Here is a 23,920-nt window from a genome sequence, read left to right on the forward strand (position 1 = left end):
TGGGTGGCCTCTCTACCTAAAGGAAGTCCGGCGGTGTCCTACTCTCCCACAGGGTCCCCCCTGCAGTACCATCGGCGCTGAGAGGCTTAGCTTCCGGGTTCGGAATGGGACCGGGCGTTTCCCTCTCGCTATGACCGCCGAAACACTGTTGATGTTTCAGTCACAACAAAAGCTCTATGCTGTTGTGTTCTCGACCGTACATCGAGAACCACTCAGTGGACGCGAACGCTTATCAGAAAGCGAAGTGTTATCAAGTCATCGGCTTATTAGTACCAGTCAGCTGCACACGTTGCCGTGCTTCCACATCTGGCCTATCAACCCAGTAGTCTGGCTGGGAGCCTCTCACCCACAAGGGGCATGGAAGTCTCATCTTGAGGCCGGCTTCCCGCTTAGATGCTTTCAGCGGTTATCCATCCCGAACGTAGCTAATCAGCGGTGCTCCTGGCGGAACAACTGACACACCAGAGGTTCGTCCAACCCGGTCCTCTCGTACTAGGGTCAGATCCTCTCAAACTTCCTACGCGCGCAGCGGATAGGGACCGAACTGTCTCACGACGTTCTAAACCCAGCTCGCGTACCGCTTTAATGGGCGAACAGCCCAACCCTTGGGACCTACTCCAGCCCCAGGATGCGACGAGCCGACATCGAGGTGCCAAACCATGCCGTCGATATGGACTCTTGGGCAAGATCAGCCTGTTATCCCCGAGGTACCTTTTATCCGTTGAGCGACAGCGCTTCCACAAGCCACTGCCGGATCACTAGTCCCGACTTTCGTCCCTGCTCGACCTGTCAGTCTCACAGTCAAGCTCCCTTGTGCACTTACACTCGCCACCTGATTGCCAACCAGGTTGAGGGAACCTTTGGGCGCCTCCGTTACTTTTTGGGAGGCAACCGCCCCAGTTAAACTACCCACCAGGCACTGTCCCTGAACCGGATCACGGTTCGAAGTTAGATATCCAGAGTGACCAGAGTGGTATTTCAACAACGACTCCACGATAACTGGCGTCACCGCTTCAAAGTCTCCCACCTATCCTACACAAGCCACACCGAACACCAATACCAAGCTGTAGTAAAGGTCACGGGGTCTTTCCGTCCTGCTGCGCGTAACGAGCATCTTTACTCGTAATGCAATTTCGCCGAGTTCGCGGTTGAGACAGTTGGGAAGTCGTTACGCCATTCGTGCAGGTCGGAACTTACCCGACAAGGAATTTCGCTACCTTAGGATGGTTATAGTTACCACCGCCGTTTACCGGGGCTTAAATTCTCAGCTTCGCCTTGCGGCTAACCGGTCCTCTTAACCTTCCGGCACCGGGCAGGCGTCAGTCCGTATACATCGTCTTGCGACTTGGCACGGACCTGTGTTTTTAATAAACAGTCGCTACCCACTGGTCTCTGCGGCCTCCAAACGCTTTCGGAGCAAGTCCTAATACGTCGAAGGCCCCCCTTCTCCCGAAGTTACGGGGGCATTTTGCCGAGTTCCTTAACCACGATTCTCTCGATCTCCTTGGTATTCTCTACCTGACCACCTGAGTCGGTTTGGGGTACGGGCGGCTGGAACCTCGCGTCGATGCTTTTCTCGGCAGCATAGGATCACCCACTTTTTATCCGCATCGTGTCTCAGCCACATGACTCCCGGATTTGCCTAAGAGTCGGCCTACGCACTTGCACCAGGACAACCATCGCCTGGCTTGGGCTACCTTCCTGCGTCACACCTGTTAATACGCTAACCGCACCAGCATGGGGTCGCGCGCTAGCCCACCCGGTGTCACCCGAAGGTGACGATGGATGGATTCGGGCGCTTAGCACCACTGGATTAGTTTGGGCGGTTCTTCGCCGGTACGGGAATATCAACCCGTTGTCCATCGACTACGCCTGTCGGCCTCGCCTTAGGTCCCGACTTACCCAGGGAAGATTAGCTTGACCCTGGAACCCTTGGTCTTTCGGAGGACGTGTTTCTCACACGTCATTCGCTACTCATGCCTGCATTCTCACTCGTGTAGCGTCCACGGCTGGTTCACACCGCCGCTTCACTCGCCACACGACGCTCTCCTACCCATCAAAACGGCTGGACCACGAAGGCCTGCCAATAGTTTCAATGCCACAACTTCGGTGGCGTGCTTGAGCCCCGTTACATTGTCGGCGCGGAATCACTTGACCAGTGAGCTATTACGCACTCTTTCAAGGGTGGCTGCTTCTAAGCCAACCTCCTGGTTGTCTAAGCAACTCCACATCCTTTCCCACTTAGCACGCGCTTTGGGACCTTAGTTGGTGGTCTGGGTTGTTTCCCTCTCGACTATGAAGCTTATCCCCCACAGTCTCACTGCTGCGCTCTCACTTACCGGCATTCGGAGTTTGGCTGACGTCAGTAACCTTGTAGGGCCCATCGGCCATCCAGTAGCTCTACCTCCGGCAAGAAACACGCAACGCTGCACCTAAATGCATTTCGGAGAGAACCAGCTATCACGAAGTTTGATTGGCCTTTCACCCCTATCCACAGCTCATCCCCTCAGTTTTCAACCTAAGTGGGTTCGGCCCTCCACGACGTCTTACCGTCGCTTCAGCCTGGCCATGGATAGATCACTTCGCTTCGGGTCTAGGACACGCGACTGAATCGCCCTATTCAGACTCGCTTTCGCTACGGCTGCCCCACACGGGTTAACCTCGCCACGTATCACTAACTCGCAGGCTCATTCTTCAAAAGGCACGCTGTCACACCTACCAGGGGTGCTCCAACGGTTTGTAAGCAGACGGTTTCAGGTACTATTTCACTCCCCTCCCGGGGTACTTTTCACCTTTCCCTCACGGTACTTGTCCGCTATCGGTCATCTGGGAGTATTTAGGCTTATCAGGTGGTCCTGACAGATTCACACGGGATTTCTCGGGCCCCGTGCTACTTGGGATACTCTCCACGCCAGCACACGCATTTCGACTACGGGGCTTACACCCACTCTGGCCGGCCATTCAAGACCGTTCGTCTATACGCTGCTGTCACGTCGACCCTTCGGCAGAAAGATCAAGAGAGTCCCACAACCCCGAACGTGCAACGCCTGCCGGCTATCACACACGCCCGGTTTAGCCTCATCCGGTTTCGCTCGCCACTACTCACGGAATCACTGTTGTTTTCTCTTCCTGTGGGTACTGAGATGTTTCACTTCCCCACGTTCCCTCTACCCGCCCTATATATTCAGGCGGGAGTCACCAGGTCGCACAAACGCCTGGCGGGGTTTCCCCATTCGGACACCCTCGGATCACAGCTCGCTTATCAGCTCCCCGAGGCTTATCGCAGATTGCTACGTCCTTCTTCGGCTCCAGATGCCAAGGCATCCACCGTCTGCTCTTAAAGACTTGAAATCACATGAGCCACAAAACAAACAAAGTTTGATCTGTGTTCGCTATCTTTAAAGATGCTCGCGTCCACTGTGTAGTTCTCAAAGTACGGGCGGTACCCCACCAAGACCCCCGCAACCGCGGAAACCCCAGCAGGGCCCAGAAGGAGGGAACCCAGAGGCCCCGGTCCTTCAGGACCCAACAGCGTGCAGCCGCCCCGCTCCCCGACCAGACCGTTCCAGACCCGCAAGCAGGTCGTACTAGCTCCAATCAGCTGCGCTGACGGCATGTCAAATGTTCCACCCATGAGCTAACCAGCAGAACACATTCGGTCCTGATCTGGCGCCTGGAAGGCCGAGGCCTCCAGATGCTCCTTAGAAAGGAGGTGATCCAGCCGCACCTTCCGGTACGGCTACCTTGTTACGACTTAGTCCTAATTACCGATCCCACCTTCGACGGCTCCCTCCACAAGGGTTAGGCCACCGGCTTCAGGTGTTACCGACTTTCATGACTTGACGGGCGGTGTGTACAAGACCCGGGAACGTATTCACCGCAGCGTTGCTGATCTGCGATTACTAGCGACTCCGACTTCATGAGGTCGAGTTGCAGACCTCAATCCGAACTGGGACCGGCTTTTTGGGATTCGCTCCACCTCACGGTATTGCAGCCCTTTGTACCGGCCATTGTAGCATGCGTGAAGCCCAAGACATAAGGGGCATGATGATTTGACGTCATCCCCACCTTCCTCCGAGTTGACCCCGGCAGTATCCCATGAGTTCCCACCATTACGTGCTGGCAACATAGAACGAGGGTTGCGCTCGTTGCGGGACTTAACCCAACATCTCACGACACGAGCTGACGACAACCATGCACCACCTGTATAGAGACCTTGCGGGGGAACTGTTTCCAGAACTTTCCTCTATATGTCAAGCCTTGGTAAGGTTCTTCGCGTTGCATCGAATTAATCCGCATGCTCCGCCGCTTGTGCGGGTCCCCGTCAATTCCTTTGAGTTTTAGCCTTGCGGCCGTACTCCCCAGGCGGGGAACTTAATGCGTTAGCTGCGTCACGGAGACCGTGGAAAGGCCCCCACAACTAGTTCCCAACGTTTACGGGGTGGACTACCAGGGTATCTAAGCCTGTTTGCTCCCCACCCTTTCGCTCCTCAGCGTCAGTTACGGCCCAGAGATCTGCCTTCGCCATCGGTGTTCCTCCTGATATCTGCGCATTCCACCGCTACACCAGGAATTCCAATCTCCCCTACCGCACTCTAGTCTGCCCGTACCCACTGCAGGCCCGAGGTTGAGCCTCGGGTTTTCACAGCAGACGCGACAAACCGCCTACGAGCTCTTTACGCCCAATAATTCCGGATAACGCTTGCGCCCTACGTATTACCGCGGCTGCTGGCACGTAGTTAGCCGGCGCTTTTTCTGCAGGTACCGTCACTCTCGCTTCTTCCCTGCTAAAAGAGGTTTACAACCCGAAGGCCGTCATCCCTCACGCGGCGTTGCTGCATCAGGCTTCCGCCCATTGTGCAATATTCCCCACTGCTGCCTCCCGTAGGAGTCTGGGCCGTGTCTCAGTCCCAGTGTGGCCGGTCACCCTCTCAGGCCGGCTACCCGTCGACGCCTTGGTGAGCCATTACCTCACCAACAAGCTGATAGGCCGCGAGCCCATCCCGAACCAAAAAATCTTTCCCACCACTACAGATGCCTGTGCGGTGCGTATCCAGTATTAGACGCCGTTTCCAGCGCTTATCCCAGAGTTCGGGGCAGGTTGCTCACGTGTTACTCACCCGTTCGCCACTGATCCACCCCAGCAAGCTGGAGCTTCACCGTTCGACTTGCATGTGTTAAGCACGCCGCCAGCGTTCATCCTGAGCCAGGATCAAACTCTCCGTAAAGAAAAATACTGCGATCACCGGGAAAACGATGAAGCAGCGAGTTTGAAACTGACCAAAAACGGATGTCAAAACTGACTTCCATAAATTGATCCAAAGGAATCTCTGCCAACCAACTCCAAAGAGTCAGCCGACGAGGTTATTTGGCATTTGACAAGTGCACGCTGTTGAGTTCTCAAGGATCGGATGCTCCCAGCCCTGCGACTCCCGCCGCAGCCCTCCGGGGCAACTTCTCTATCTTATCCAGCTCGTTCGGCCTGTCAAACCGACACGCCGCCTCGGTGACCGCCTGAGCGGGCCGACCCGACATCGTCGAGTCGAGCCCGAGAAGCTGGATCCCCCACGCTAGACCCGAAGGCCAGCACGCTCAAGAGCGTGATCTTCACGTGGGGTTGTCGTCGACCTGGGGTGGGAGCCTTCCGGCTCAACCTCACCGCTTGGCGGCGACAAGGGAATACATTACGCGAATCCCCCCGGACGGGCAAACCGCGGCCGGTCCCGGGCGTGTCGCGGCGCCCACCCCCTCGCCCGGCGCCACCACCGCCGCCCACCGCTCGCATCCCGGACCACCTGTGCGTCCGCTCCGAGGCCACAGATTTATCTTGACATCAAGATAAATCCCGAGTGTTCTTTAGGTAAGGCATACCTAAATCAACCTTCGGAGGCTCCCATGACCGAAGTACAAGACCTCGCCCGCTTCGTGGCGGACGCGTCCGCCGCCCGACTCGATACCGAGACCGTCGAGCAGCTCAAGATCCGGGTGCTCGACACCCTCGGGGTCGCCATCGGAGCGCTGGACGCGGAGCCCCTCGTCCGCATCCGCGGGCTGGTGGACGACCTCGGCGGCTCGCCCGTGTCGACCCTGATCGGCGGCGGTCGCACTGCTCCCGACCGGGCGGCGTTCTTCAACAGCGCCCTGAGCCGATATCTCGACTTCATGGACTCCTACCTGGCCAAGGGCGAGACGAACCATCCCTCCGACAACCTCGGCGCCGTGCTCGCCGCAGCGGAGAGCGCCGAGGCGAGCGGCGCCGAGCTGCTGACGGCCCTCGCGGTCGCCTACCAGGTCCACACACGCCTGTCGGACGTCGCCCCGGTGCGGGCGAAGGGCTTCGATCACACGACGCAGGGCGCCTACGCCGCCGCCGCGGGCGCCGCCAAGGCGCTGCGCCTGGACGAGCAGCAGATCGCCAACGCGGTGTCGATCGCCAGCACCGCCAACGTGGCCCTCCGTGTCACGCGCACCGGCAACCTCAGCCACTGGAAGGGACTGGCCTACCCGCACGTCTCAAAGGAAGGGACCTTCGCCGCGCTGCTCGCCTCGCGGGGCATCACCGGCCCCGAGGCGGTGTTCGAGGGCAACAAGGGCTTCAAGGACTCGATCGCCGGTCCGTTCGAGATCGACTGGTCCGCCGAGCCGCTCGACAGCGTGCGACGGACCATCATCAAGAAGCACAACGCCGAGATCCACTCGCAGTCGGCGCTCGACGCAGCCCTCGACATCCGCGCGCAGCGGGGCTTCCGCGTCGACGACGTCGCGACGGTGACCCTGCGGACGTTCGACGTCGCGTTCTCGATCATCGGCGGCGGCGAGGAGGGTGACAAGCGCACCGTCCGCACCAAGGAGGAGGCCGACCACTCCCTGCCGTGGATGATCGCCGCCGTCCTGGTCGACGGCGAGCTCACCCCGCGTCAGTACGCTCCGGAACGCATCCTCGCCCCGGACGTGCAGTCGCTCATGTCACGGGTGCGGATCTTCCCGGACGACGCCTTCTCCGACCGGTTCCCCGCCCACATGCCGGCCGAGCTCGTCGTCACCCTGCGGGACGGCACCGTGCTGACCGCGGCGCGCGACTCGTACCAGGGCTTCCACGACGACCCGCTGAGCTGGGAGGGCGCTCGGGCCAAGTTCGACGCGCTCACCTCGCCGTTCGCGGACGCCGCGCTGCGCGACGAGATCGCGGGCGTCGTGCGAGACCTCGAGCACCGGCGAGTGGCCGAGCTGACCGACGCGCTCGCACGCGTCTCGATCACCCGCTCCTGAGACAACCCCAGAGAAAGGAACACCCCATGAGCAATGCCGTTCCCCACGACGTCTCCTTCAACTTCGTGCCGCGCGCGTATCGCCCGGCCAAGCCCCGCACGTTCGGCATCACCGAGATCCGGGCTCCCTACTACTACACGTTCGGCACACGGCGCATGCAGGACGTCTTCGACGTCGCCGGCCCGTGGGTCGACGGCATCAAGTGGGCCGGCGGGTCCTTCGCCCTGCTGCCCGCCGAGCAGGTGCGCGCCTTCAGCGACATCGCCCACGAGAACGGCGCGTACGTCTCGTCGGGCGGATGGATCGAGACCGTGCTGCGGTACGGCGACGACGCCGTGGACCAGTACCTCAAGGAGGCGAAGGACGTGGGCTTCGACGTCATCGAGATCTCGACGGGCTTCATCATGCTCAACACCTCGGGCCTGCTGCGACTCGTCGACAAGGTCGTCTCGGCCGGCCTGAAGGCGAAGCCCGAGCTCGGCATCCAGATCGGCTCGGGCGGCGACTCGAGCGAGGCGGAGCTCGCCGGCGAGGGCAAGAAGGACATCGGGGACCTCATCGACCGCGGCAGGCGGGCGCTCGACGCAGGCGCCTCGATCATCATGATCGAGTCCGAGGGCATCACCGAGAACGTCTCGGAGTGGAACACCGGCGCGGCCGCTTCGATCATCAACGGCCTCGGCATCGAGAACGTGATGTTCGAGGCGGCCGACGGCCCCGTCTTCGAGTGGTACATCAAGAACTACGGCAACGAGGTCAACCTGTTCGTCGACCACAGCCAGATCCTGCAGCTCGAGGGACTGCGCCAGAACATCTGGGGCAACAAGAGCACGTGGGGGCGGGTCATCAACCCCGCGCCGTGACCGTCCGCCTCGACGGCGCCGACCTGCCGGACCCCCCTCCGGCACGCGGCGCCGTCGAGGCGCGTCCACGTCGCCCAGACCGCACGTCCGTCACCGTCGCGCCCCGGCGCAGAACCGTTGATCCATGACCTTCACCCTTCCCCTCACCGGCACGGGCCGCGCCCACGCGAAGGCGATCCTCGTCGGCGAGCACGCCGTCGTCTACGGAGCACCGGCGCTCGCCATCCCGATCCCGGAGCTGTCGGTCCGAGCCACGCTCGAGGCGGCCCCGGCACCCGCCGTCGCCAGCTCCCTGTACCGCGGACCGCTCGCCGACGCCCCTCCGCGCCTCGCCCCTCTCACCGCCGCGGTGGAGGCTGCTCGGCACCGCCTGGGCCTCCCGCCGCTGTCCGTCACGGTGCTCAGCACCATCCCGACGGCCCGCGGGCTCGGCTCGAGCGCCGCGGTCGCATCGGCGATCGTGGCCGCGGCCGCGGACGCCGCCGGCGTCCGGTTGGGCCCCGACGAGCGGTACGCCCTCGTCCAGCAGTCGGAGCGTGCCGCGCACGGGGCGCCCAGCGGGATCGACGCACGCGCCGTCGCCGCCGACACCGCGATCAGGTTCAGCGTCGTCGAGACGCCGGCTCCCGTCGTGGTGACGGCGCCCGTCGCCTTCGTCGTCGCCGACAGCGGTGTGCGACGCTCCAGCGCCGACGCCGTCGACCGCGTGCGCGTGCTGCGGCAGGCCGACCGGCGCGCCGTCGACCGCATCGTCGCCGAGCTCGGCGACATCGCCGACCCGGCCGCGCAGGCCCTGGCCGCGGCGCGAGCCGACGAGCTCGGCGACCTGCTCGAGCGGGCACATGGCCTGCTCCGGCGGCTCCGCGTGAGCACGCCGCGACTCGACGCGCTCGTCGACGCCGCCCGCCGCGGCGGCTCCCCGGGAGCGAAGCTCACCGGCGGTGGGCGCGGCGGGTGCATCGTCGCCGTCGCCCCGCATCCCGACGGGGCGGCCCGGCTGGTGAGCGTGCTGCGCGACGCGGGCGCAGCGCGCGTGTGGACGACGGTGATCGGCGGCGACGGGCCCCGCACCGACGCGACGGAGACGCCGGCATGACCGCCGCCACGGCACACGCACATCCCAACATCGCTCTCGTGAAGTACTGGGGGAAGCGGGACGAGCAGCTCATGCTGCCGCAGACCGGCAGCCTTTCCATGACGCTCGACATCCTGCCGACGACCACGACCGTCGAGCTGGACCCGGACGCCGCCGCCGATGAGTTCGTCCTCGGCGACACCGCCGCCGGCCCGGCGGCGACCGGCCGAGTGGTGCGATTCCTCGATCTGGTGCGTGAGCGCGCGGGCCGCCCCGAACGGGCGGTGGTGCGCTCGGTCAACACGGCGCCGACCGGCGCCGGCATGGCGTCGTCGGCAGCGGGGTTCGCCGCGCTCGCGGGCGCTGCGTCGGCCGCCTACGGCCTGCCGACCGACGCCCGCTCGCTGAGCGTGCTCGCCCGGCGCGGATCGGGCTCGGCCGCGCGCTCGGTGATCCCCGGGCTCGCCGTCTGGCACGCGGGCCACGACGACTCCTCGTCGTTCGCCGAGCCCGTCGACGCCCCGCCGATGCGCCTCGTCGCGGTGTCGGTCGACGCCCCCGAGAAGGCCGTGTCGAGCCGGGAGGGCATGCGACGCACGGCCCTCACGTCGCCGTTCCACACCGCATGGACCGCTTCCGCCTCGCGAGACCTGGAGGCGATGCTCGACGCGTGCCGCGACGGCGACTTCTCTCGCATCGGGAGGATCGCGGAGACCAACGCGCTGCGGATGCACGCGGTGACGCAGGCGGCGGACCCGCCCATCCGGTACCTGCGGCCGTCCAGCATCGCGGTGCTGGACGAGGTGCAGTCGATGCGGCGGGCGGGGCTGGAGGCCTACGCGACGGCCGACGCCGGCCCGCACGTGTTCGTGCTCGCGCGACCGGCCGACGCCGACGCCGTCGCGAGAGCCCTCGCCCCGCTCGGCGAGGTGCGCGTGGCCGGCCCCGGACCCGGAGTGCGGGTCGAACGGCACGACGAACGGCACGGAGCAAGACAACGCGGCGGAGCGGAGCACGGCGACGAGCGGAGGAACGCGGACGCATGATCGAGACACGAGCACCCGGCAAGCTCTTCATCGCCGGCGAGTACGCCGTGGTCGAGCCCGGTCAGCCCGCCGTGCTGATCGCCGTCGACAGGTACATCACGGTGCGGCTGACGGAGGGCTCCGGCGCGGGACGCGTGCACTCGCGCGAGTACGGCAGCCTGCCGCTCGTCTGGGTGCGCGACCAGGACAGCGTCGGCATCGTCCTCGAGCACCACCCGTACGACTACGTCGTCGCGGCGATCGCCGTCGCGGAGAGACTGCGCGCCGAGCGTCGGCTCGCGCCGCGGTACTTCGACCTGCGGATCGAGAGCGAGCTCGACGACGCCGACGGACGCAAGTTCGGCCTCGGCTCGTCCGCGGCTGTCGTCGTCGCGACGATCGCCGCCCTCGACGAGTTCTACGGTCTCGCCCTCACACGGGCCGAGCGCTTCAAGCTCGCCCTGCTGGCCACGATCCAGGTCGCTCCCTCCGCGTCGGGCGGCGACATCGCCGCCAGCACGTTCGGAGGGTGGATCCGCTACAGCGCACCGGACCGCGGCGCGCTGCGCGAGCACCTGCAGCGCCACGGCCCGAGCGCCGCGCTCGAGTCCGATGCCTGGGCAGAGTGCTCGGTCACGAGGCTCCCCCATCCGTCGGCGCTGCGCCTGCTGGTGGGTTGGACCGGCTCCCCCGCCCCCACCGAGCGCCTGGTCGACGGCGTCCGGCCGCACGGCGAGACCGCCGGGGGCAGCTACGGCGCCTTCCTCGAGGAGAGCCGCACCTGCGTCGACGACCTGGTGTCGGCGCTCGCCGACGACGACGGGCCGCGTGCGCTCGCGGTGGTGCGCCGCGCGCGCCGCCTGCTGCGGCGCCTCGGAGCGGCGTCGGGCACGCAGATCGAGACCGAGAAGCTGCGGGTGCTGTGCGACGTCGCCGAGGAGAACGGCGCCGCGGCCAAGCCCTCCGGTGCCGGCGGCGGCGACTGCGGCATCGTCCTGGCCAGCGCGGACGCCCACGCCGCGGCGCTGCTGCGCGCCTGGGAGCGCCACGACATCCGGCGGCTCCGCCTCGGGGTGCACCCCGCGGAGGGAGGCGTCTTTGGACTCTGAGACCGTCACGGCCGGCACCCGCGCCGCGCGCAAGGACGACCACCTCCGCCTGGCGGTGACGCAGCAGCGCGAGCCGGCGGCGCGCAACGACTTCGACGACGTGGAGATCGTCCATCACGCGCTCGACGGCATCGACGTCGGCGACGTCGATCTCGCGACCAGGGTGGGCGACCGCACGTGGCCCGTGCCGCTCTACATCAACGCGATGACAGGCGGCACGGCGAACGCCGAGCGCGTCAACCGCGCCCTCGCGATCGCCGCCCGCGAGACGGGCGCGCCCATCGCCTCCGGCTCCCTCTCCCTCGCGCTGGACGACCCCTGGACCGCGCAGAGCTTCCGCGTGATCCGCGACGAGAACCCGCGCGGCGTCGTGCTCGCCAACCTCGGCGCCGACCGCGGCCCCGAGGACGCCGCACGCGCCGTCGACCTGCTCGAGGCCGACGCGCTGCAGATCCATCTGAACGCCGTGCAGGAGACGATCATGCGCGAGGGGTCGCGCGACTTCGGATCCTGGGCCGGCCGGATCGAGCGGATCGTCGCCGCGTCGCCCGTGCCCGTGATCGTGAAAGAGGTCGGCTTCGGCCTCAGCCGGCGCACCCTGCGGCGCCTCTCCGGCCTCGGCGTCCGCGTCGCCGACGTCAGCGGCACAGGCGGCACCAGCTTCGCCCGGATCGAGGACGCGCGCCGCGGCGGATACGCCTTCTTCGACGGCTACGGCCAGTCGGCCGCCTGCTGCCTGCTGGACGCCCCGGGCGACGGGCCGGCGCTGCTGGCCTCCGGCGGGGTCCGCTCCCCCCTCGACGTGGTCCGCTCGCTGGCGCTCGGAGCCCGCGCCGCGGGCGTCGCGGGCCCGTTCCTCGCCGTCGCGGTCGACGGGGGCGCGGACGCCGTGGTCGAGGACGTGCGGGCCTGGATCTCACAGACCGCCGAGCTGCTCGCGCTGCTCGGCACCCCGACTCCGGCAGCCGCCGCCGGCGTCGACCTCCTGCTGCGCGGACGCGTCCGCGAGTTCTGCGAGCTGCGCGGCATCGATCCCGGGGCGTTCTCGCGCAGGGGCGACGGCACGCCCGCCGCGGCCGTCGCCCCCATCCGGAAAGGCAGGACAGCATGAGCCCGCTCGGCGCAGAGGAGCCGCCCGTCACGACGATCCCGACCCGGTGGGTCGGGCCGATCCGCGTCACCGGCGCGGTCGACGAGGAGGTCGAGGTGCCCCTCGCGACCTACGAGACGCCGCTGTGGCCGTCCGTCGCTCGGGGCGCACGGGTGTCCCGGGAGGCCGGCGGCATCCACGTCTCGATCGTCGACGAGCGGATGACGCGTTCGGTGCTGCTCACCGCGCGGGACGCGGCGTCCGCGGATGCCGCGTCCCGCGCGATCGACGCACGCCTGGGCGAGCTGCAGCTCGTGGTGTCCGCCCAGAGCCGTCACGCCCGACTGCTGGAGGCGAGGTCGGAGATCGTCGGCAACCTGCTGTTCGTGCGGTTCGCGTTCACGACGGGGGACGCGTCCGGCCACAACATGGTCACGTCCGCGTCGGACGCCCTGCTGCGCACGATCCTGTCGTGGGGGCTCGCCGTCGAGTACGGGTCGGTGTCGGGCAACTACTGCAGCGACAAGAAGGCGACCGTGGTCAACGGCGTGCTCGGGCGCGGGCGCCGAGCGCTCGCCGACATCCTGATCCCTCACGACGTCGTCGCCGGCACGCTGCGCACCAGCACCGCCCGGCTGACGGACCTGGTGACGCGCAAGAACCTCGTCGGCAGCACGCTCGCCGGCGCCTTGCGCTCGGCCAACGCGCACTACGCCAACATGCTGCTGGCCCTCTACCTCGCGACGGGGCAGGACGCGGCGAACATCGTGGAGGGCTCGCAGGGGATCACCTACGCCGAGACGCGGGACGAGGGGCTGTACTTCTCGTGCACGCTGCCCCACCTGATCGTCGGCACGGTCGGCAACGGCAAGCACCTGCCCCACGTCGAGCGGGCGCTGACCCGGCTCGGCTGCCGCGAGGAACGCGAGCCCGGCGCCAACGCCCGCCGGCTCGCCGCCATCACGGCCGCGACGGTGCTCTGCGGCGAGCTGTCCCTGCTCGCCGCGCAGACGAATCCCGGCGAGCTCATGGCCGCGCACACCGTCCTCGAACGCGGGGGCGCGCGCCCCGCGCGGGAGGACGAGCGGTGACCGCGGTCGGCATCCACGACCTCGCGATCGCCACCGCGCACCACGTCGTGGGGCTCGCCGATCTGGCCGCCCGGCGCGATGTCGACCCGGGCAAGTACCTCGTAGGGCTCGGTCAGGAGTCGATGAGCTTCCCGGCCGAGGACGAGGACGTCGTGACCATGGGCGCGGCCGCGGCCCGGACGCTCCTGCATCGCACGGGTGCCGACGGCGTCCGCTGGCTGCTGTTCGCCACCGAGTCGGGCGTCGACCAGTCGAAGTCGGCCGCCGTCTACGCGCACCGCCTCCTCGGGCTGCCGCCGAGCGTGCGTGCCGTCGAGCTCAAGCAGGCGTGCTACGGCGGCACGGCGGCGCTGCAGACGGCTCTCGGCATCGTGCACCGCGACCCGGCCGAGCGCGTGCTGGTGATCGCCGCGGACGTCGCCCGGTACGCGCTGCACTCGCCCGGGGAGCCCACCCAGGGCGCGGGCGCGGCCGCGATGCTCGTGTCCGCGGATCCGGCGCTGCTCGAGGTCGAGCCGGTGTCGGGCGTCGCCACAGCGGACGTCGACGACTTCTGGCGCCCCAACGACGCCTCGACCGCCGTCGTCGACGGGCGGCTGTCGGTCTCGGCCTACCTCGCCGCCCTCAAGTCCGCCTGGGACGACCACCGTGCGCGGGGCGGCGCGACGGCGTCGGAGATCGACCGGTTCGTGTACCACCAGCCCTTCACCCGGATGGCCGAGAAGGCCCACGCCGCCCTCGCGCGGCACGTCGGGCTGCCGGACGGAGAGCGGCTCGGATCGGGCCTCGAGTACAACCGGCGGCTCGGCAACACCTACACCGCGTCGCTGTATGCGGCGCTCGCCGCGCTGCTCGACGGCGACGACGCCCTCGCCGGTCGGCGGATCGGCCTGTTCAGCTACGGGTCCGGCAGCGTCGGCGAGTTCTTCACCGGCGTCGTCCGGCCCGGCTACGACGCCGTCCGCCCCCGCGACGAGGTGACGCGCGCGCTGGCGGCGCGCGTGCCGCTGAGCGTCGACGAGTACGAGCGACTGCACGCGGCGCGGCCGACCGGGTCGGCCGACGCCGTGACCCGGCGCGTGACGGACGGCCCCTACCGGTTCGCGGGCGTCCGGTCCCGTGCCCGCCGATACGAGAACACCGCGGACCGGCCGTCCGCGGCCGCAGAGCAAGGAGGAAGCGTATGAGCACCCACGTCACCTGGAGCGGCGTCGTCCCGCCGGAGGCGATCGAGGCGCTGCGCGCCGACGGCGGCATGATCGTGGCGCCCACGAAGGTCGGCTACGTCGTGATGGCCACCGACCGGGCCGGGCTCGAGCGCAAGTTCGCCGCGAAGCAGCGCGCGCGCACCAAGCCCGCGGTCGTGCTCTGCGGGTCGCTCGAGGAGCTCCGCGAGCTCGCGCAGCTCGACGACGAGGTCGACGGGTTCTACCAGCGGCACTGGGACGACGACATCCTGCTCGGCTGCATCCTGCCGTGGTCGGAGAGCGGACGGCGTCTGCTGTCCGACGACGCCGCCGAGCTCGCCACGGACGGACGGGGCACCAGCTGCTTCGTCGTCCGCTTCGGCACGCCCGGCGAGCAGATCGCGCGCGAGCTGTGGCAGCGCGACCGCACCATCGCATTCGCGAGCTCCGCCAATCCCTCCGGCCGCGGCAACCGCGGCGTGGTGGCCGGGATCGGCGAGGCCATCGACGCCGCCGCGGACGTCGTCGTCGAGGCCGACGACTACGTGCGGTCGATCCAGCCGTCGGCCTCGGCGCAGACGCGCTACGAGCAGGGGGTGATGGTGTCGTTCGTCGACGACGACGGCAGGCTCGTCCCCGAGCAGAGGGGGGCACGCGGCGTGCTGCCCGCGCCGACCGTGATCCGCGGGGGCCTCGACGTCGACCGCATCCTGTCGCACCTGGCGGCGGCCTTCCCCAGCTGGGACTACCGCCACGGCCAGTACTACTGACGGCTCGCCCTCGCCCTCGCCGCCGATCTCATAGCGCCCCCATATCGGTCCGATCGGCCTCTCATGGCGGCGCGCGCTGGAATCGTCCCGACGACATCGGACGGCCGGTGACGCGAGCCGGAGGGAGACGGGCATGGACCAGCAGGACGGCCAGCAGGAGACGGCACGGGACCTTCCCGAGGGCGGCGCGGCGGCCGCGTCGGCTCGCTCGCCCTGGTACCGCCGCCGCGGGCCGATCGCCTGCGCGGCGGCGGCGCTGGTCGTCGCCGGCGGGATCGCGTTCGCGGTGCCCGCGGCAGTCGGGGCGAGCGCCGACACGACGACCGCCACGGCTGACACGACGCCGACGCAGGACGCTCCGTCTCAGGCCGCGCAGTCTCGCGGCGGCGGCTGGTCGGCGCCCGGTCAGGACACCGGCGGCCAGGGCTCGCCGACGCAGACGTTCCCCGATCAGGGCGGCTCCTCGCCGTCCACCGGCGACTCCGCGGCCTCCGTCGCGGAGGCCGCCGCGGCGTCGGACGAGCAGTCGACCGGCGTCGTCATGATCGAGACCGTGCTCGGCTACCAGCAGGCGGAGGCCGCCGGCACCGGCATCGTCCTCACGAGCGACGGGCTGATCCTGACGAACAACCACGTCATCGAGGGGTCCACCGAGATCTCCGTCACGATCGGCACCACCGGCGAGACCTACACCGCCAGCGTGGTCGGCACGGCGGCGTCCGACGACGTCGCGCTGCTGCAGCTCGAGGGTGCCTCGGGCCTCGAGACCGCGTCGATCGACGACGACGAGGAGGCGGTCGGAGACGCCATCACCGCGGTCGGCAACGCCGAGGGCGGGGGCGTGCTGCTCGCCGCCGAGGGAGAGATCACCGCGCTGGGTCAGACGATCACGACCACCGCCTCCGCCTTGTCCTCCTCGGCCACTCTGGACGGCCTCATCGAGATCAGCGCGGACGTCGTGTCGGGCGACTCCGGCGGTCCGGTGCTCGACGCGGAGGGCGAGGTCGTCGGCGTCACCACGGCGGCCTCCAGCGGCACGGCGACGACGGTCGCCTACGCCATCCCGATCGACGAGGCACTGGGCCTGGTCGACCAGATCCTCTCCGGAGAGGACACGGACACGGTCAGCATCGGCCTGCCCGCCTTCCTCGGGGTGCAGCTCTCCGACACCACCGCGCAGGGGGCCTCCTGGCAGCCCGGGGCCTCGCAGCAGTCGACGACATCCGGGGCGACCATCGCCGGGGTGGTCGAGGGCACGCCGGCGGCGGAGGCGGGACTCGCCTCCGGCGACACGATCACCGCGGTGGATGGCACGGCGGTCGACGGGGCCGACGCGCTGCGCACGCTCCTCGTCGGCTACGAGCCCGGCGATGCGGTGTCGATCGACTGGACCGACTCGTCCGGTGCGACCCACAGCGCCACCGTGACGCTGATCGAGGGCGCCGCCGGCTGAGCGCCGCCCGCGCGATCCGTCGACACCGGTGCTCCCCGACGCTCCGAGCGCCTCGTCACCCTCGCGGAAGCCGGTCGCGAAGCCCGGCGGCGATCGGCCGCAGGAGGTCGCCGAGCGTCGCGACGTCGGCGGGATCGATGAGGTCGAGGACCGTCCGGCGGATCTGGTCCATGTGGCCGGAGGCCGCGTCGAGGAACGCCATCCGGCCCGCGCGGGTGAGGGAGACGTAGCGGTTCGCCCCGCGCCGGTCGCGGCTGACGAGCTCGCGATCCTCGAGCCTCGTGACCGAGTGGGACAGGCGGGAGAACGAGCCCGCGGTGAGCGTGCTGAGCTCCGCCATCGCCAGAGTGCTGCCCTCCGCGCGATACAGGGCGTGCAGCACCGCGTGCTCGTAGTGCCCGAGGCCGGCATCGCTGCGCAGCTGCTGGTCGACCACGGCGGGCAGGCACTGGGCGATCACGAACAGCTGGGCCCAGGCGTCCTCCTCCTCGGCGGTCAGCGCCGGCTTCCGGGTCATCGGTCCTCCTCTGTGGCCGAGTCCACCTTACTTGACTGTTCAAGTTGAAGCGCTAGCGTCTCAACTTGAACATTCAAGTATCAAGGTGAGAACGAGATGAAGAAGATCGGCTTTCTGTCCTTCGGGCATTGGAGCGATGCACGCGGCTCACGTGTGCGCTCAGCGGAGGAGTCGCTGCGGCAGTCGCTCGAGCTGGCCGTCGCCGCCGAGGAGATCGGGATCGCTGCGGCGCACTTCCGCGTCCATCACTTCGCCGCGCAGCAGTCGTCGCCGCTCCCCCTGCTCGCGACGATCGCGGCGCGCACGAGTCGGCTGGAGGTCGGCACCGGCGTGATCGACATGCGGTACGAGGCGCCTCTGCACCTCGCCGAGGAGGCGGCCTCCCTCGACCTCCTCTCCGGCGGACGGGTGCAGCTGGGCATCGGCCGAGGCTCCCCCGAGGCCGCCGACCGGGGCTACCAGCGCTTCGGGCACACCCCGAGGGACGATGAGTCACCCGCTGACCTGGCACGCCGACACACGGCGTCCTTCCTCTCCGCGATCGGCGGCGACGGCATCGCCACACCGGCTCCGGAGTCCGGTCGCGCCGGGGCTCTGCTGCCGATCACCCCCGTCTCACCCGGTCTGCGCGAGCGCGTGCTGTGGGGAGCGGGCAACCTCGACACGGCGCTCTGGGCCGCGCGGCAGGGGATGCAGCTGATGAGCTCCACGGTCATCATCGACGACAAGGGCATCCCCTTCGAGCACCTTCAACGCGAGCAGATCGACGGGTTCCGGAGCGCCTGGCGCGAGGCCGCGTGGCCGTGGGAGCCGCGGGTCACGGTGGTGCGCAGCATCGTGCCGCTCGTCGACGATCTCAGCCGCGCCTACTTCGGCGCCGATCCGCGACGGGACGAGGGATCCGGGGTGCTGCAGGGCCTCGCGTACAGGTTCGGCGGCTCTTTCACGGGCGAGCCGGAAGAGCTGGTCGAGCGCCTCCGCGCAGACTCCGCCCTCGCCGCCGCGGACACCGTCCTGATCACGATCCCCAACCAGCTGGGTGTCGACTACAACGCCCGACAGCTCGCCGCGGTGCACGCGATCGGGCGCGAGCTCGGCTGGCACGAGTAGCCCTCGAGCGACCTCCAGGCCAGACGCAGAACGGGAGCCCGGCCGATGGCCGGGCTCCCGTTCTGACACAGATTGCGGTGGACCCAGGGGGATTCGAACCCCCGACCTTCTCATTGCGAACGAGACGCGCTACCAACTGCGCCATGGGCCCGTGAACCTCGGACTACGTTACCAGACCTCGGGCGCCTGCCCGAACCGCGCGCGCCCCGGGCGGGTCACGCCGAGGCGCGGCGAGCGAGCAGATCGCGGACGTGCGCCTCGATCTCGGCGTCGTCGACGTAGCCCATCCGGGCGTAAGGCGACGACGCGGCCGCCGGCGCCGACTCGGGCCTGGCGGTCTCGATTGGCACGGGCGCCGGGCGGAGGCGCTCGGCGCGAGCACGCAGCGCCTCGGACTCTGCCGCGCGGCGCAGCGCATCGCGCGCCTCCTGCTCCGCCCGGGCGGCCTGGGCGCGTGAGCCCTGCGTCCCCGTGAGCGGCGCGGGAAGCGGACGGGGCACCCAGCCGCGGTCGGCCTCGTCGATCAGCGTCACCGGCTCGCGGCGACGCACGGGCTGCGGCACCACGGCGACCGCGGCGCGGCGCGCGGCTCGCACCTGGACCGCCGCCATGCGCTGCAGGACGCCCGCGCCGACGATCGCGAGCAGAGCCCCGACGACCAGCAGGAACGCACCTGCTCCGGCGATGAGCGCCCATACCCCGAGGCCGGACAGCACCACGCCCGACAGCGCGGCGACGGTCGCCGCCAGCCTCGCGCGGCGCCGGGCCTTCGCCTGGCGCACCTCGGGAGCGGCACGCAGGCGAGCGACCTCGCGCCGCTTCTCCTCGAGGGCCACCAGGTCCTTCTCGACGTGCAGGCGGCTCTGCTCCGTCTGAAGCTGCCGGGCGAGCCGCTGCTTGGCGGCCGCCTCGCGCGTGGTCAGCTCGACGCGCACCTCCTCGGGCGTCTCGCTCGTCTGGGCGAGCACCCGCAGGGCCTGGTTCAGCCGCACCGCGTTGCGCTCGGCGGCGTTGTACTGCATGCGGCTCTGCCAAGTGGGCAGCAGGTAGACCAGCCAGAGCAGCGCGGCGACGGCGACGACCACGCCTCCGCCCAGCAGCTGCCCATCCATGCGACCCACGGTAAGGGACGGGCGAGCGTGCGCCGGGACGTCGGCGCGTGTGTCGCCGCGATCCACGGTCGGACCCGCCGGCCTCTCGCGCCGCTCAGCCGGGGAGCGCCTCGGTCGCCCACCGGTCGCCGACGCGGCGATAGGCGACGCGACGGCTCGCCGTCACAGCCGACCCCTCCCAGAACATCAGCTCGCTCGGCCGCAGGTGGAAGCCGGTCCACGCCGCCGGCGGCTCGCCCGACGGGCCGTCGGCGTCCGCGTCGCCCCACCGCCGCTCGCGCTCCGCCCGCGGCAGGCGCGCGAACCCCGCCGTGTTCACCCAGGCGAGCAGCTGCAGATACCGCGCGCGCCGCTCGTACGCGATCCGCTGCTCCTCCGCGCTCGACTCCTCCACACGCCCGCGCAGCACCACCTGCCGCGCGGACTCCGGCCACCGCACCACGAAGGCGGCCACCGGCCGCACCCTCAGCTGCTCGGCCTTGCGGCTTCGGGCATCCGTGTGGAACGTCACGCCGTCGTCGAGCACGGCCGTCAGCAGCACCGTCCGCGCATCGGGCATCCCCTCCGTGTCGACGGTGGCGACGGTCGCCAGCGGGCGGTCGGGGTCGCCGTTCTCGGGTGCCCACTCGCGCAGCAGCAGAAACGGATCGGCGGGCCAGCTGCCGTCCTGCACCGGTCGCGCGAGACTCTCGGGCGGCACGTTGCCCGGCGCTCCGCTCATGCGTGACGGAAGCGGGCGATCTCGGCGAGCGCCTTCGCCACGAACGCCACGCCCTCGCTCACCAGCCGTGCGCCGTACGCGGCATCCGCCCCGGTGGGGTCGCCGATCACGCCGCTGGGGCCGAAGTCGTCGGAGGTCCACCCGAAGCTCACGGGATAGCCGTTGAAGCCGATGGTCTCGTAGTCCGCGATGTGCGCCGGCACGTTGCGCACGGCCCGGGGCATGTCGACGAGCTCGGGCCGCAGCGCGAGCATCACGCTCGTCTCGGAATGGCCGGCGTGGATCCCCATGCCGAGCTCGTCGGGCCCCTCCTGGCCGTCACCGGCACGCTGGATCCCCGACCCCATGCTGAACACGCGCAGGCCGAAACGACGGCGCAGCTCACGGTTCGCGACCTGCAGCAGCGCCGAGTTGCCGCCGTGACCGTTGACGAACACGAGGGTGCGGGCGGGGGTCGCGGCGACCGAACGGCCGATGTCGACGAGCGTCTCCCAGAGCGTCGACGCCTCGAGCCAGAGGGTGCCGGGCGCCCAGTGGTGCTCGTCGCTCTTGCTCAGGGCGAGCGGCGGCAGCAGCCACGCGTCGACGCCGTCGGCGACGACCCGGTCGACGGCGGCGCCCGCGATCGCCTCGGGGATCACCAGGTCGGTGTTCAGCGGCAGGTGTGCGCCGTGCTGTTCGATCGCGCCGATCGGCTGGACGATCACCGAGTCCTCGGTGAGGAGCGCGGCGACCCGCGGCTGGGGCAGTTCGGCGAGCAGGCGGGTCATGGTGTGCGCACCTCCGAGGGGGCGGGACGGCGGACGGACGGGAGGACGGGACTGCCCGTCGCTCACCGGATGGAGCCCTTGGTGGGGCCGTCGTAGTCGGGGTTCAGCTTCCCCGGGTTGAGCAGTCCGCGCGGGTCGGTCGTGCGGGCCAGCGCGACCGTGCGCTGCAGTTCGAAGTCCACGTTCCACTGGTGGGGGTTGTGGACGCCGACGCCGATCGCCGTGAGGCGGTCGATCGCCGCGCGCACCTCGTCCGGCCCCCGGTACTCCGCCGCGAGCATGCCGATCGGCACCGTGTGACCGGCCTCCACGTGCAGCAGGCCGTCCCCGATCGTGGCGTGCACGAGGTCGATGTCCTCGACCAGGATGTCGCCGCCGACCTCGAGGTGGTAGTAGTACCCGGGCCGCGTCTTCTGCAGCCACTCGATCGGGTGGTTGTAGCTCAGCGTCGACAGCCGCGCCGACGCCTGCGCCCCGGTTCGGACGTCCTCGACGCGTCCGCCGGCACTCTCGATCAGCGCGACCGCCTGCTCGAGGGCCTCCGGCGCGATGATCGAGCGGAGGCTCGACCGACCGTCGGGGATGGCGGGGTCGTCCGGAAGCGCGCGGGACACCTCCACGGTGTCGGCGGAGACCAGTCGCGGACGCGGGGTCAGGAGCCCGATCTCGCGGATCACCGACAGCGGGCCGGGGAAGTCGTCGAATGACGCGTACAGCGCGCGCCAGTCCACGAGGGGCTCGAGGCGAACGGTGGCGCGCACGATGATGCCCGCCGTGCCGTAGTTGTGCACGTAGAGCTGCGCCTCCTCGCCCTCGACGTGGCGCAGTCCCCCGCCGTCGGCATGGACGACGTCGAGCGCGACGACGAAGCCCATGTGGTTCGCGCCGTGCTCGATCGTGCCGGTGCCGCCCGAGCCGCCCGCGAGGAAGCCGCCGATCGAGGAGTTCATGGTCGACGGATACATCCACAGCTGCTGACCGGACGCCGCCGCCGCCTGCTCGAGCGCGAGCATCGTGGCGCCGGCCTCGGCCGTGATGACGCCGTCGCCGACGTCGAGGACGGCGCGGGCGCGGGACAGGTCGAGCACGAGGCCGCCGGTCGACGGGATCGCCTGGCCGTAGTTCCCGGTGCCCTTGCCGCGCGGCGTGACGGGCACGCCCAGCTCCACCGCAGCACGCACCGTGTCGGCGATCGCCTCGGCGTCTGTCGGGAACGCGACGAGGTCGGCGACGCCGAGGGGCAGCAGCTCGCTGATGACGGGAGACATGCGGGCACCGTCGACGGACGCTCGCTCGAGCAGCCGCGCGTCCGACGAGACGTTGCGGGCGCCGAGGCGCTCGGTGAGGCGCTCCTGCAGCGCCGTGATGGCGGACAGGTCGACCATCGGGTTCCTTTCGGTGTGCGGGCGGCGCTCGAGTGAGCGCCGCCCGCGAGACGGGGTGTCGTCGCCGGCGGCGGCGTGGGTCAGTCGGAGAGGCCGATGGAGGTGTCGAGGAAGTCGTTGGTGTAGATGTCCTCGGCGGTGAGGTCGGGATCCACGTCGGCGGCCGTCTCGGTGAACAGCTCCTTGCCGATCTCGAAGAAGGCGCTCACGCGGTCGGGGTCGAAGTCGCCGACGTACTCGTTGTCGCCGTTCGACACGATCCCGTCCGCGAGCATCGTCTCGACCGCGTACTCCGCGACGCCGTCGCTGTAGATCCAGCCGTTGTCGTAGGCGTCGACCGCCTCGAGGATCAGGTCGATGGTGTCGGAGGGGTCCTCGACGAAGTCCACGAGCGCCTGCTGCATGACCGGCACGAGCTGTTCGAAGCACGGCGAGAGCTCCTCCAGCCGGTCCGCGCGCACCGACAGGGCCGATCCGTAGATGTCCCAGCCGGTGGACGAGATCAGCGCGTACTCGACGGGCTTGCCCCACTCCGGCACCTCGTGCTCGTAGGTGTACGGCTCGGCCGAGGCGAAGCCCTGCTGCACCGACGCTCCGCCGTCGGTGACGAAGCCCGCGGGCGTGCCGTCGTACCCGCCGTCGGTGAGCTCCTCCGGCACGACGCCGGATGCGATGAGGTACTCCATGTACGTGGCGCCGCCGAAGTAGCGCCACACCCCGCCGGTGCCCTCCATCGCCTCGACGAGGCTCGGGATGTCGTCGGCGTCCGGGTAGGTCTCCGGGTCCCACATCACCATCTGCGGGTTGACGTCGAGCTGTGCGAGCACGCCGACCACGGGCGTCGTCGCGGAGCTGGCGATGGCGGCGTCCGAGTGCACGTATCCGAGCGTGATGTCCTCGTCCTGGTAGATCAGCGACTGCACCGGGCTGTACCCGACCGCGGGCCCGCCGGAGCGGACCTCGAGGTTCACGCCGGTGTACTCGCCGCCCGCGAGCAGGGGGCCGGACACCGACTTCGCGTCGGCGTCGATCGTGTAGTCGTCCCCGAGCATCTCGTAGAGGTGCCCGTGCTCCGACTCGGGGTTCCAGTCGGTCTGCACGACGATGGTCGCCGGGCACGCCTCCGACAGGTCGACCGAGCCGATCTCGAGGTCGGCGGCGGGCTCGGCTTCGTCGTCTGCGCCGGACGAGCACGCGGCGAGCGCGATCACCGAGACGGTGAGGACCGATGCCGCGGCCAGCGCGCGGCGATGAGTGATGGATGCCATGGTGCTCTCTTTCACGTTTGGGAGGGATGCGTTCGGGAGGGGCGTGCGGGAGAGGTGCGTTCGGGAGGGGCGTGCGTCCGGGAGGGGACGGGCGGCGGGACTGCC

The 23,920-nt window shown here is 69.0% G+C and carries 17 protein-coding genes, 1 tRNA gene and 3 rRNA genes; 11 read left to right on the forward strand and 10 right to left on the reverse strand.

The features are described 5' to 3' along the window. Nucleotides 1-25: 25 nt before the first annotated feature. The 3 genes from rrf to K5S26_RS10060 form a co-directional block, all read right to left on the reverse strand. Nucleotides 26-142, reverse strand: a 5S ribosomal RNA gene (gene rrf, locus K5S26_RS10050). A 104-nt stretch (nucleotides 143-246) separates the two neighbouring features. Then, nucleotides 247-3,351 (reverse strand): 23S ribosomal RNA (locus K5S26_RS10055). A gap of 354 nt (nucleotides 3,352-3,705) precedes the next feature. Then, nucleotides 3,706-5,228: ribosomal RNA gene (locus K5S26_RS10060) — 16S ribosomal RNA — on the reverse strand. Together the 16S, 23S and 5S rRNA genes form the textbook arrangement of a ribosomal RNA operon. Before the next feature lie 667 nt (nucleotides 5,229-5,895). Here K5S26_RS10060 and K5S26_RS10065 point away from each other — a divergent pair. From K5S26_RS10065 to K5S26_RS10110, 10 genes are all read left to right on the forward strand, one after another. Then, a complete protein-coding gene (locus K5S26_RS10065; RefSeq protein ID WP_221857854.1) occupies nucleotides 5,896-7,269 on the forward strand; it encodes an MmgE/PrpD family protein in 1,374 nt (457 codons plus the stop codon). A 26-nt stretch (nucleotides 7,270-7,295) separates the two neighbouring features. Then, nucleotides 7,296-8,132, forward strand: a complete 837-nt coding sequence (locus K5S26_RS10070) for a phosphosulfolactate synthase (protein ID WP_221857855.1) — start codon at nucleotides 7,296-7,298, stop codon at nucleotides 8,130-8,132. Between the two features lie 124 nt (nucleotides 8,133-8,256). After that, nucleotides 8,257-9,228 (forward strand): mevalonate kinase, encoded by a 972-nt coding sequence (gene mvk, locus K5S26_RS10075; RefSeq protein ID WP_221857856.1) that lies wholly within the window; start codon nucleotides 8,257-8,259, stop codon nucleotides 9,226-9,228. Next, the gene (mvaD, locus tag K5S26_RS10080; RefSeq protein WP_221857857.1) at nucleotides 9,225-10,253 is read left to right on the forward strand and encodes a diphosphomevalonate decarboxylase; all 1,029 of its coding nucleotides are present in this window, start codon (nucleotides 9,225-9,227) and stop codon (nucleotides 10,251-10,253) included. The genes mvk and mvaD overlap by 4 nt, the downstream gene beginning before the upstream one ends. Continuing rightward, nucleotides 10,250-11,341, forward strand: a complete 1,092-nt coding sequence (locus K5S26_RS10085) for a phosphomevalonate kinase (RefSeq protein WP_221857858.1) — start codon at nucleotides 10,250-10,252, stop codon at nucleotides 11,339-11,341. Before mvaD ends, K5S26_RS10085 begins: the two co-directional genes overlap by 4 nt. Then, nucleotides 11,331-12,452 carry a type 2 isopentenyl-diphosphate Delta-isomerase gene (gene fni / locus K5S26_RS10090; protein WP_221857859.1) on the forward strand — a complete coding sequence of 374 codons (1,122 nt, stop codon included), beginning with the start codon at nucleotides 11,331-11,333 and terminating at the stop codon, nucleotides 12,450-12,452. Before K5S26_RS10085 ends, fni begins: the two co-directional genes overlap by 11 nt. After that, nucleotides 12,449-13,522, forward strand: a complete 1,074-nt coding sequence (locus K5S26_RS10095; protein WP_221857860.1) for a hydroxymethylglutaryl-coenzyme A reductase family protein — start codon at nucleotides 12,449-12,451, stop codon at nucleotides 13,520-13,522. The genes fni and K5S26_RS10095 overlap by 4 nt, the downstream gene beginning before the upstream one ends. After that, nucleotides 13,519-14,709, forward strand: coding sequence for a hydroxymethylglutaryl-CoA synthase (locus K5S26_RS10100; RefSeq protein ID WP_221857861.1), 1,191 nt, complete (start codon nucleotides 13,519-13,521; stop codon nucleotides 14,707-14,709). The genes K5S26_RS10095 and K5S26_RS10100 overlap by 4 nt, the downstream gene beginning before the upstream one ends. Continuing rightward, a complete protein-coding gene (locus tag K5S26_RS10105; protein ID WP_221857862.1) occupies nucleotides 14,706-15,479 on the forward strand; it encodes an L-threonylcarbamoyladenylate synthase in 774 nt (257 codons plus the stop codon). Before K5S26_RS10100 ends, K5S26_RS10105 begins: the two co-directional genes overlap by 4 nt. A gap of 133 nt (nucleotides 15,480-15,612) precedes the next feature. Beyond that, the gene (locus K5S26_RS10110; RefSeq protein ID WP_221857863.1) at nucleotides 15,613-16,932 is read left to right on the forward strand and encodes a S1C family serine protease; all 1,320 of its coding nucleotides are present in this window, start codon (nucleotides 15,613-15,615) and stop codon (nucleotides 16,930-16,932) included. 55 nt (nucleotides 16,933-16,987) lie between these two features. Here the strand turns inward: K5S26_RS10110 and K5S26_RS10115 are convergent, their stop codons facing one another. Beyond that, nucleotides 16,988-17,449 carry a MarR family winged helix-turn-helix transcriptional regulator gene (locus K5S26_RS10115; protein WP_221857864.1) on the reverse strand — a complete coding sequence of 154 codons (462 nt, stop codon included), beginning with the start codon at nucleotides 17,447-17,449 and terminating at the stop codon, nucleotides 16,988-16,990. Nucleotides 17,450-17,545: 96 nt separating this feature from the next. On the opposite strand from K5S26_RS10115, the gene K5S26_RS10120 reads away from it, so the two are divergent. Next, the gene (locus tag K5S26_RS10120; RefSeq protein ID WP_221857865.1) at nucleotides 17,546-18,559 is read left to right on the forward strand and encodes an LLM class flavin-dependent oxidoreductase; all 1,014 of its coding nucleotides are present in this window, start codon (nucleotides 17,546-17,548) and stop codon (nucleotides 18,557-18,559) included. 78 nt (nucleotides 18,560-18,637) lie between these two features. Here the strand turns inward: K5S26_RS10120 and K5S26_RS10125 are convergent. The 6 genes from K5S26_RS10125 to K5S26_RS10150 form a co-directional block, all read right to left on the reverse strand. Beyond that, nucleotides 18,638-18,710 (reverse strand) — tRNA-Ala (locus K5S26_RS10125). Between the two features lie 64 nt (nucleotides 18,711-18,774). Further along, nucleotides 18,775-19,671, reverse strand: a complete 897-nt coding sequence (locus K5S26_RS10130) for a hypothetical protein (protein WP_221857866.1) — start codon at nucleotides 19,669-19,671, stop codon at nucleotides 18,775-18,777. Nucleotides 19,672-19,765: 94 nt separating this feature from the next. Next, entirely contained in the window at nucleotides 19,766-20,392 is a 627-nt protein-coding gene (locus K5S26_RS10135) for a pyridoxine/pyridoxamine 5'-phosphate oxidase (RefSeq protein ID WP_221857867.1), read from the reverse strand. Next, nucleotides 20,389-21,162 (reverse strand): creatininase family protein, encoded by a 774-nt coding sequence (locus K5S26_RS10140; RefSeq protein WP_221857868.1) that lies wholly within the window; start codon nucleotides 21,160-21,162, stop codon nucleotides 20,389-20,391. The genes K5S26_RS10135 and K5S26_RS10140 overlap by 4 nt, the downstream gene beginning before the upstream one ends. A 62-nt stretch (nucleotides 21,163-21,224) precedes the next feature. Beyond that, nucleotides 21,225-22,547, reverse strand: coding sequence for an FAD-binding oxidoreductase (locus K5S26_RS10145; protein WP_221857869.1), 1,323 nt, complete (start codon nucleotides 22,545-22,547; stop codon nucleotides 21,225-21,227). A gap of 80 nt (nucleotides 22,548-22,627) precedes the next feature. Further along, entirely contained in the window at nucleotides 22,628-23,815 is a 1,188-nt protein-coding gene (locus tag K5S26_RS10150) for an ABC transporter substrate-binding protein (protein ID WP_221857870.1), read from the reverse strand. Nucleotides 23,816-23,920: the final 105 nt, after the last annotated feature.

Origin of the sequence: Microbacterium marinilacus, assembly GCF_019753765.1 — a bacterium.
Classification (GTDB): domain Bacteria; phylum Actinomycetota; class Actinomycetes; order Actinomycetales; family Microbacteriaceae; genus Microbacterium; species Microbacterium marinilacus.

Coding starts and splice junctions, on each gene's coding strand:
- mvaD (WP_221857857.1), top strand. CDS start 9,225: ATGACCGCCGCCACGGCACACGCACATCCCAACATCGCTCTCGTGAAG.
- K5S26_RS10145 (WP_221857869.1), bottom strand. CDS start 22,547: ATGGTCGACCTGTCCGCCATCACGGCGCTGCAGGAGCGCCTCACCGAG.
- K5S26_RS10065 (WP_221857854.1), top strand. CDS start 5,896: ATGACCGAAGTACAAGACCTCGCCCGCTTCGTGGCGGACGCGTCCGCC.
- K5S26_RS10150 (WP_221857870.1), bottom strand. CDS start 23,815: ATGGCATCCATCACTCATCGCCGCGCGCTGGCCGCGGCATCGGTCCTC.
- K5S26_RS10115 (WP_221857864.1), bottom strand. CDS start 17,449: ATGACCCGGAAGCCGGCGCTGACCGCCGAGGAGGAGGACGCCTGGGCC.
- K5S26_RS10105 (WP_221857862.1), top strand. CDS start 14,706: ATGAGCACCCACGTCACCTGGAGCGGCGTCGTCCCGCCGGAGGCGATC.
- K5S26_RS10140 (WP_221857868.1), bottom strand. CDS start 21,162: ATGACCCGCCTGCTCGCCGAACTGCCCCAGCCGCGGGTCGCCGCGCTC.
- K5S26_RS10120 (WP_221857865.1), top strand. CDS start 17,546: ATGAAGAAGATCGGCTTTCTGTCCTTCGGGCATTGGAGCGATGCACGC.
- K5S26_RS10130 (WP_221857866.1), bottom strand. CDS start 19,671: ATGGATGGGCAGCTGCTGGGCGGAGGCGTGGTCGTCGCCGTCGCCGCG.
- K5S26_RS10095 (WP_221857860.1), top strand. CDS start 12,449: ATGAGCCCGCTCGGCGCAGAGGAGCCGCCCGTCACGACGATCCCGACC.
- K5S26_RS10110 (WP_221857863.1), top strand. CDS start 15,613: ATGGACCAGCAGGACGGCCAGCAGGAGACGGCACGGGACCTTCCCGAG.
- K5S26_RS10135 (WP_221857867.1), bottom strand. CDS start 20,392: ATGAGCGGAGCGCCGGGCAACGTGCCGCCCGAGAGTCTCGCGCGACCG.
- K5S26_RS10070 (WP_221857855.1), top strand. CDS start 7,296: ATGAGCAATGCCGTTCCCCACGACGTCTCCTTCAACTTCGTGCCGCGC.
- K5S26_RS10085 (WP_221857858.1), top strand. CDS start 10,250: ATGATCGAGACACGAGCACCCGGCAAGCTCTTCATCGCCGGCGAGTAC.
- mvk (WP_221857856.1), top strand. CDS start 8,257: ATGACCTTCACCCTTCCCCTCACCGGCACGGGCCGCGCCCACGCGAAG.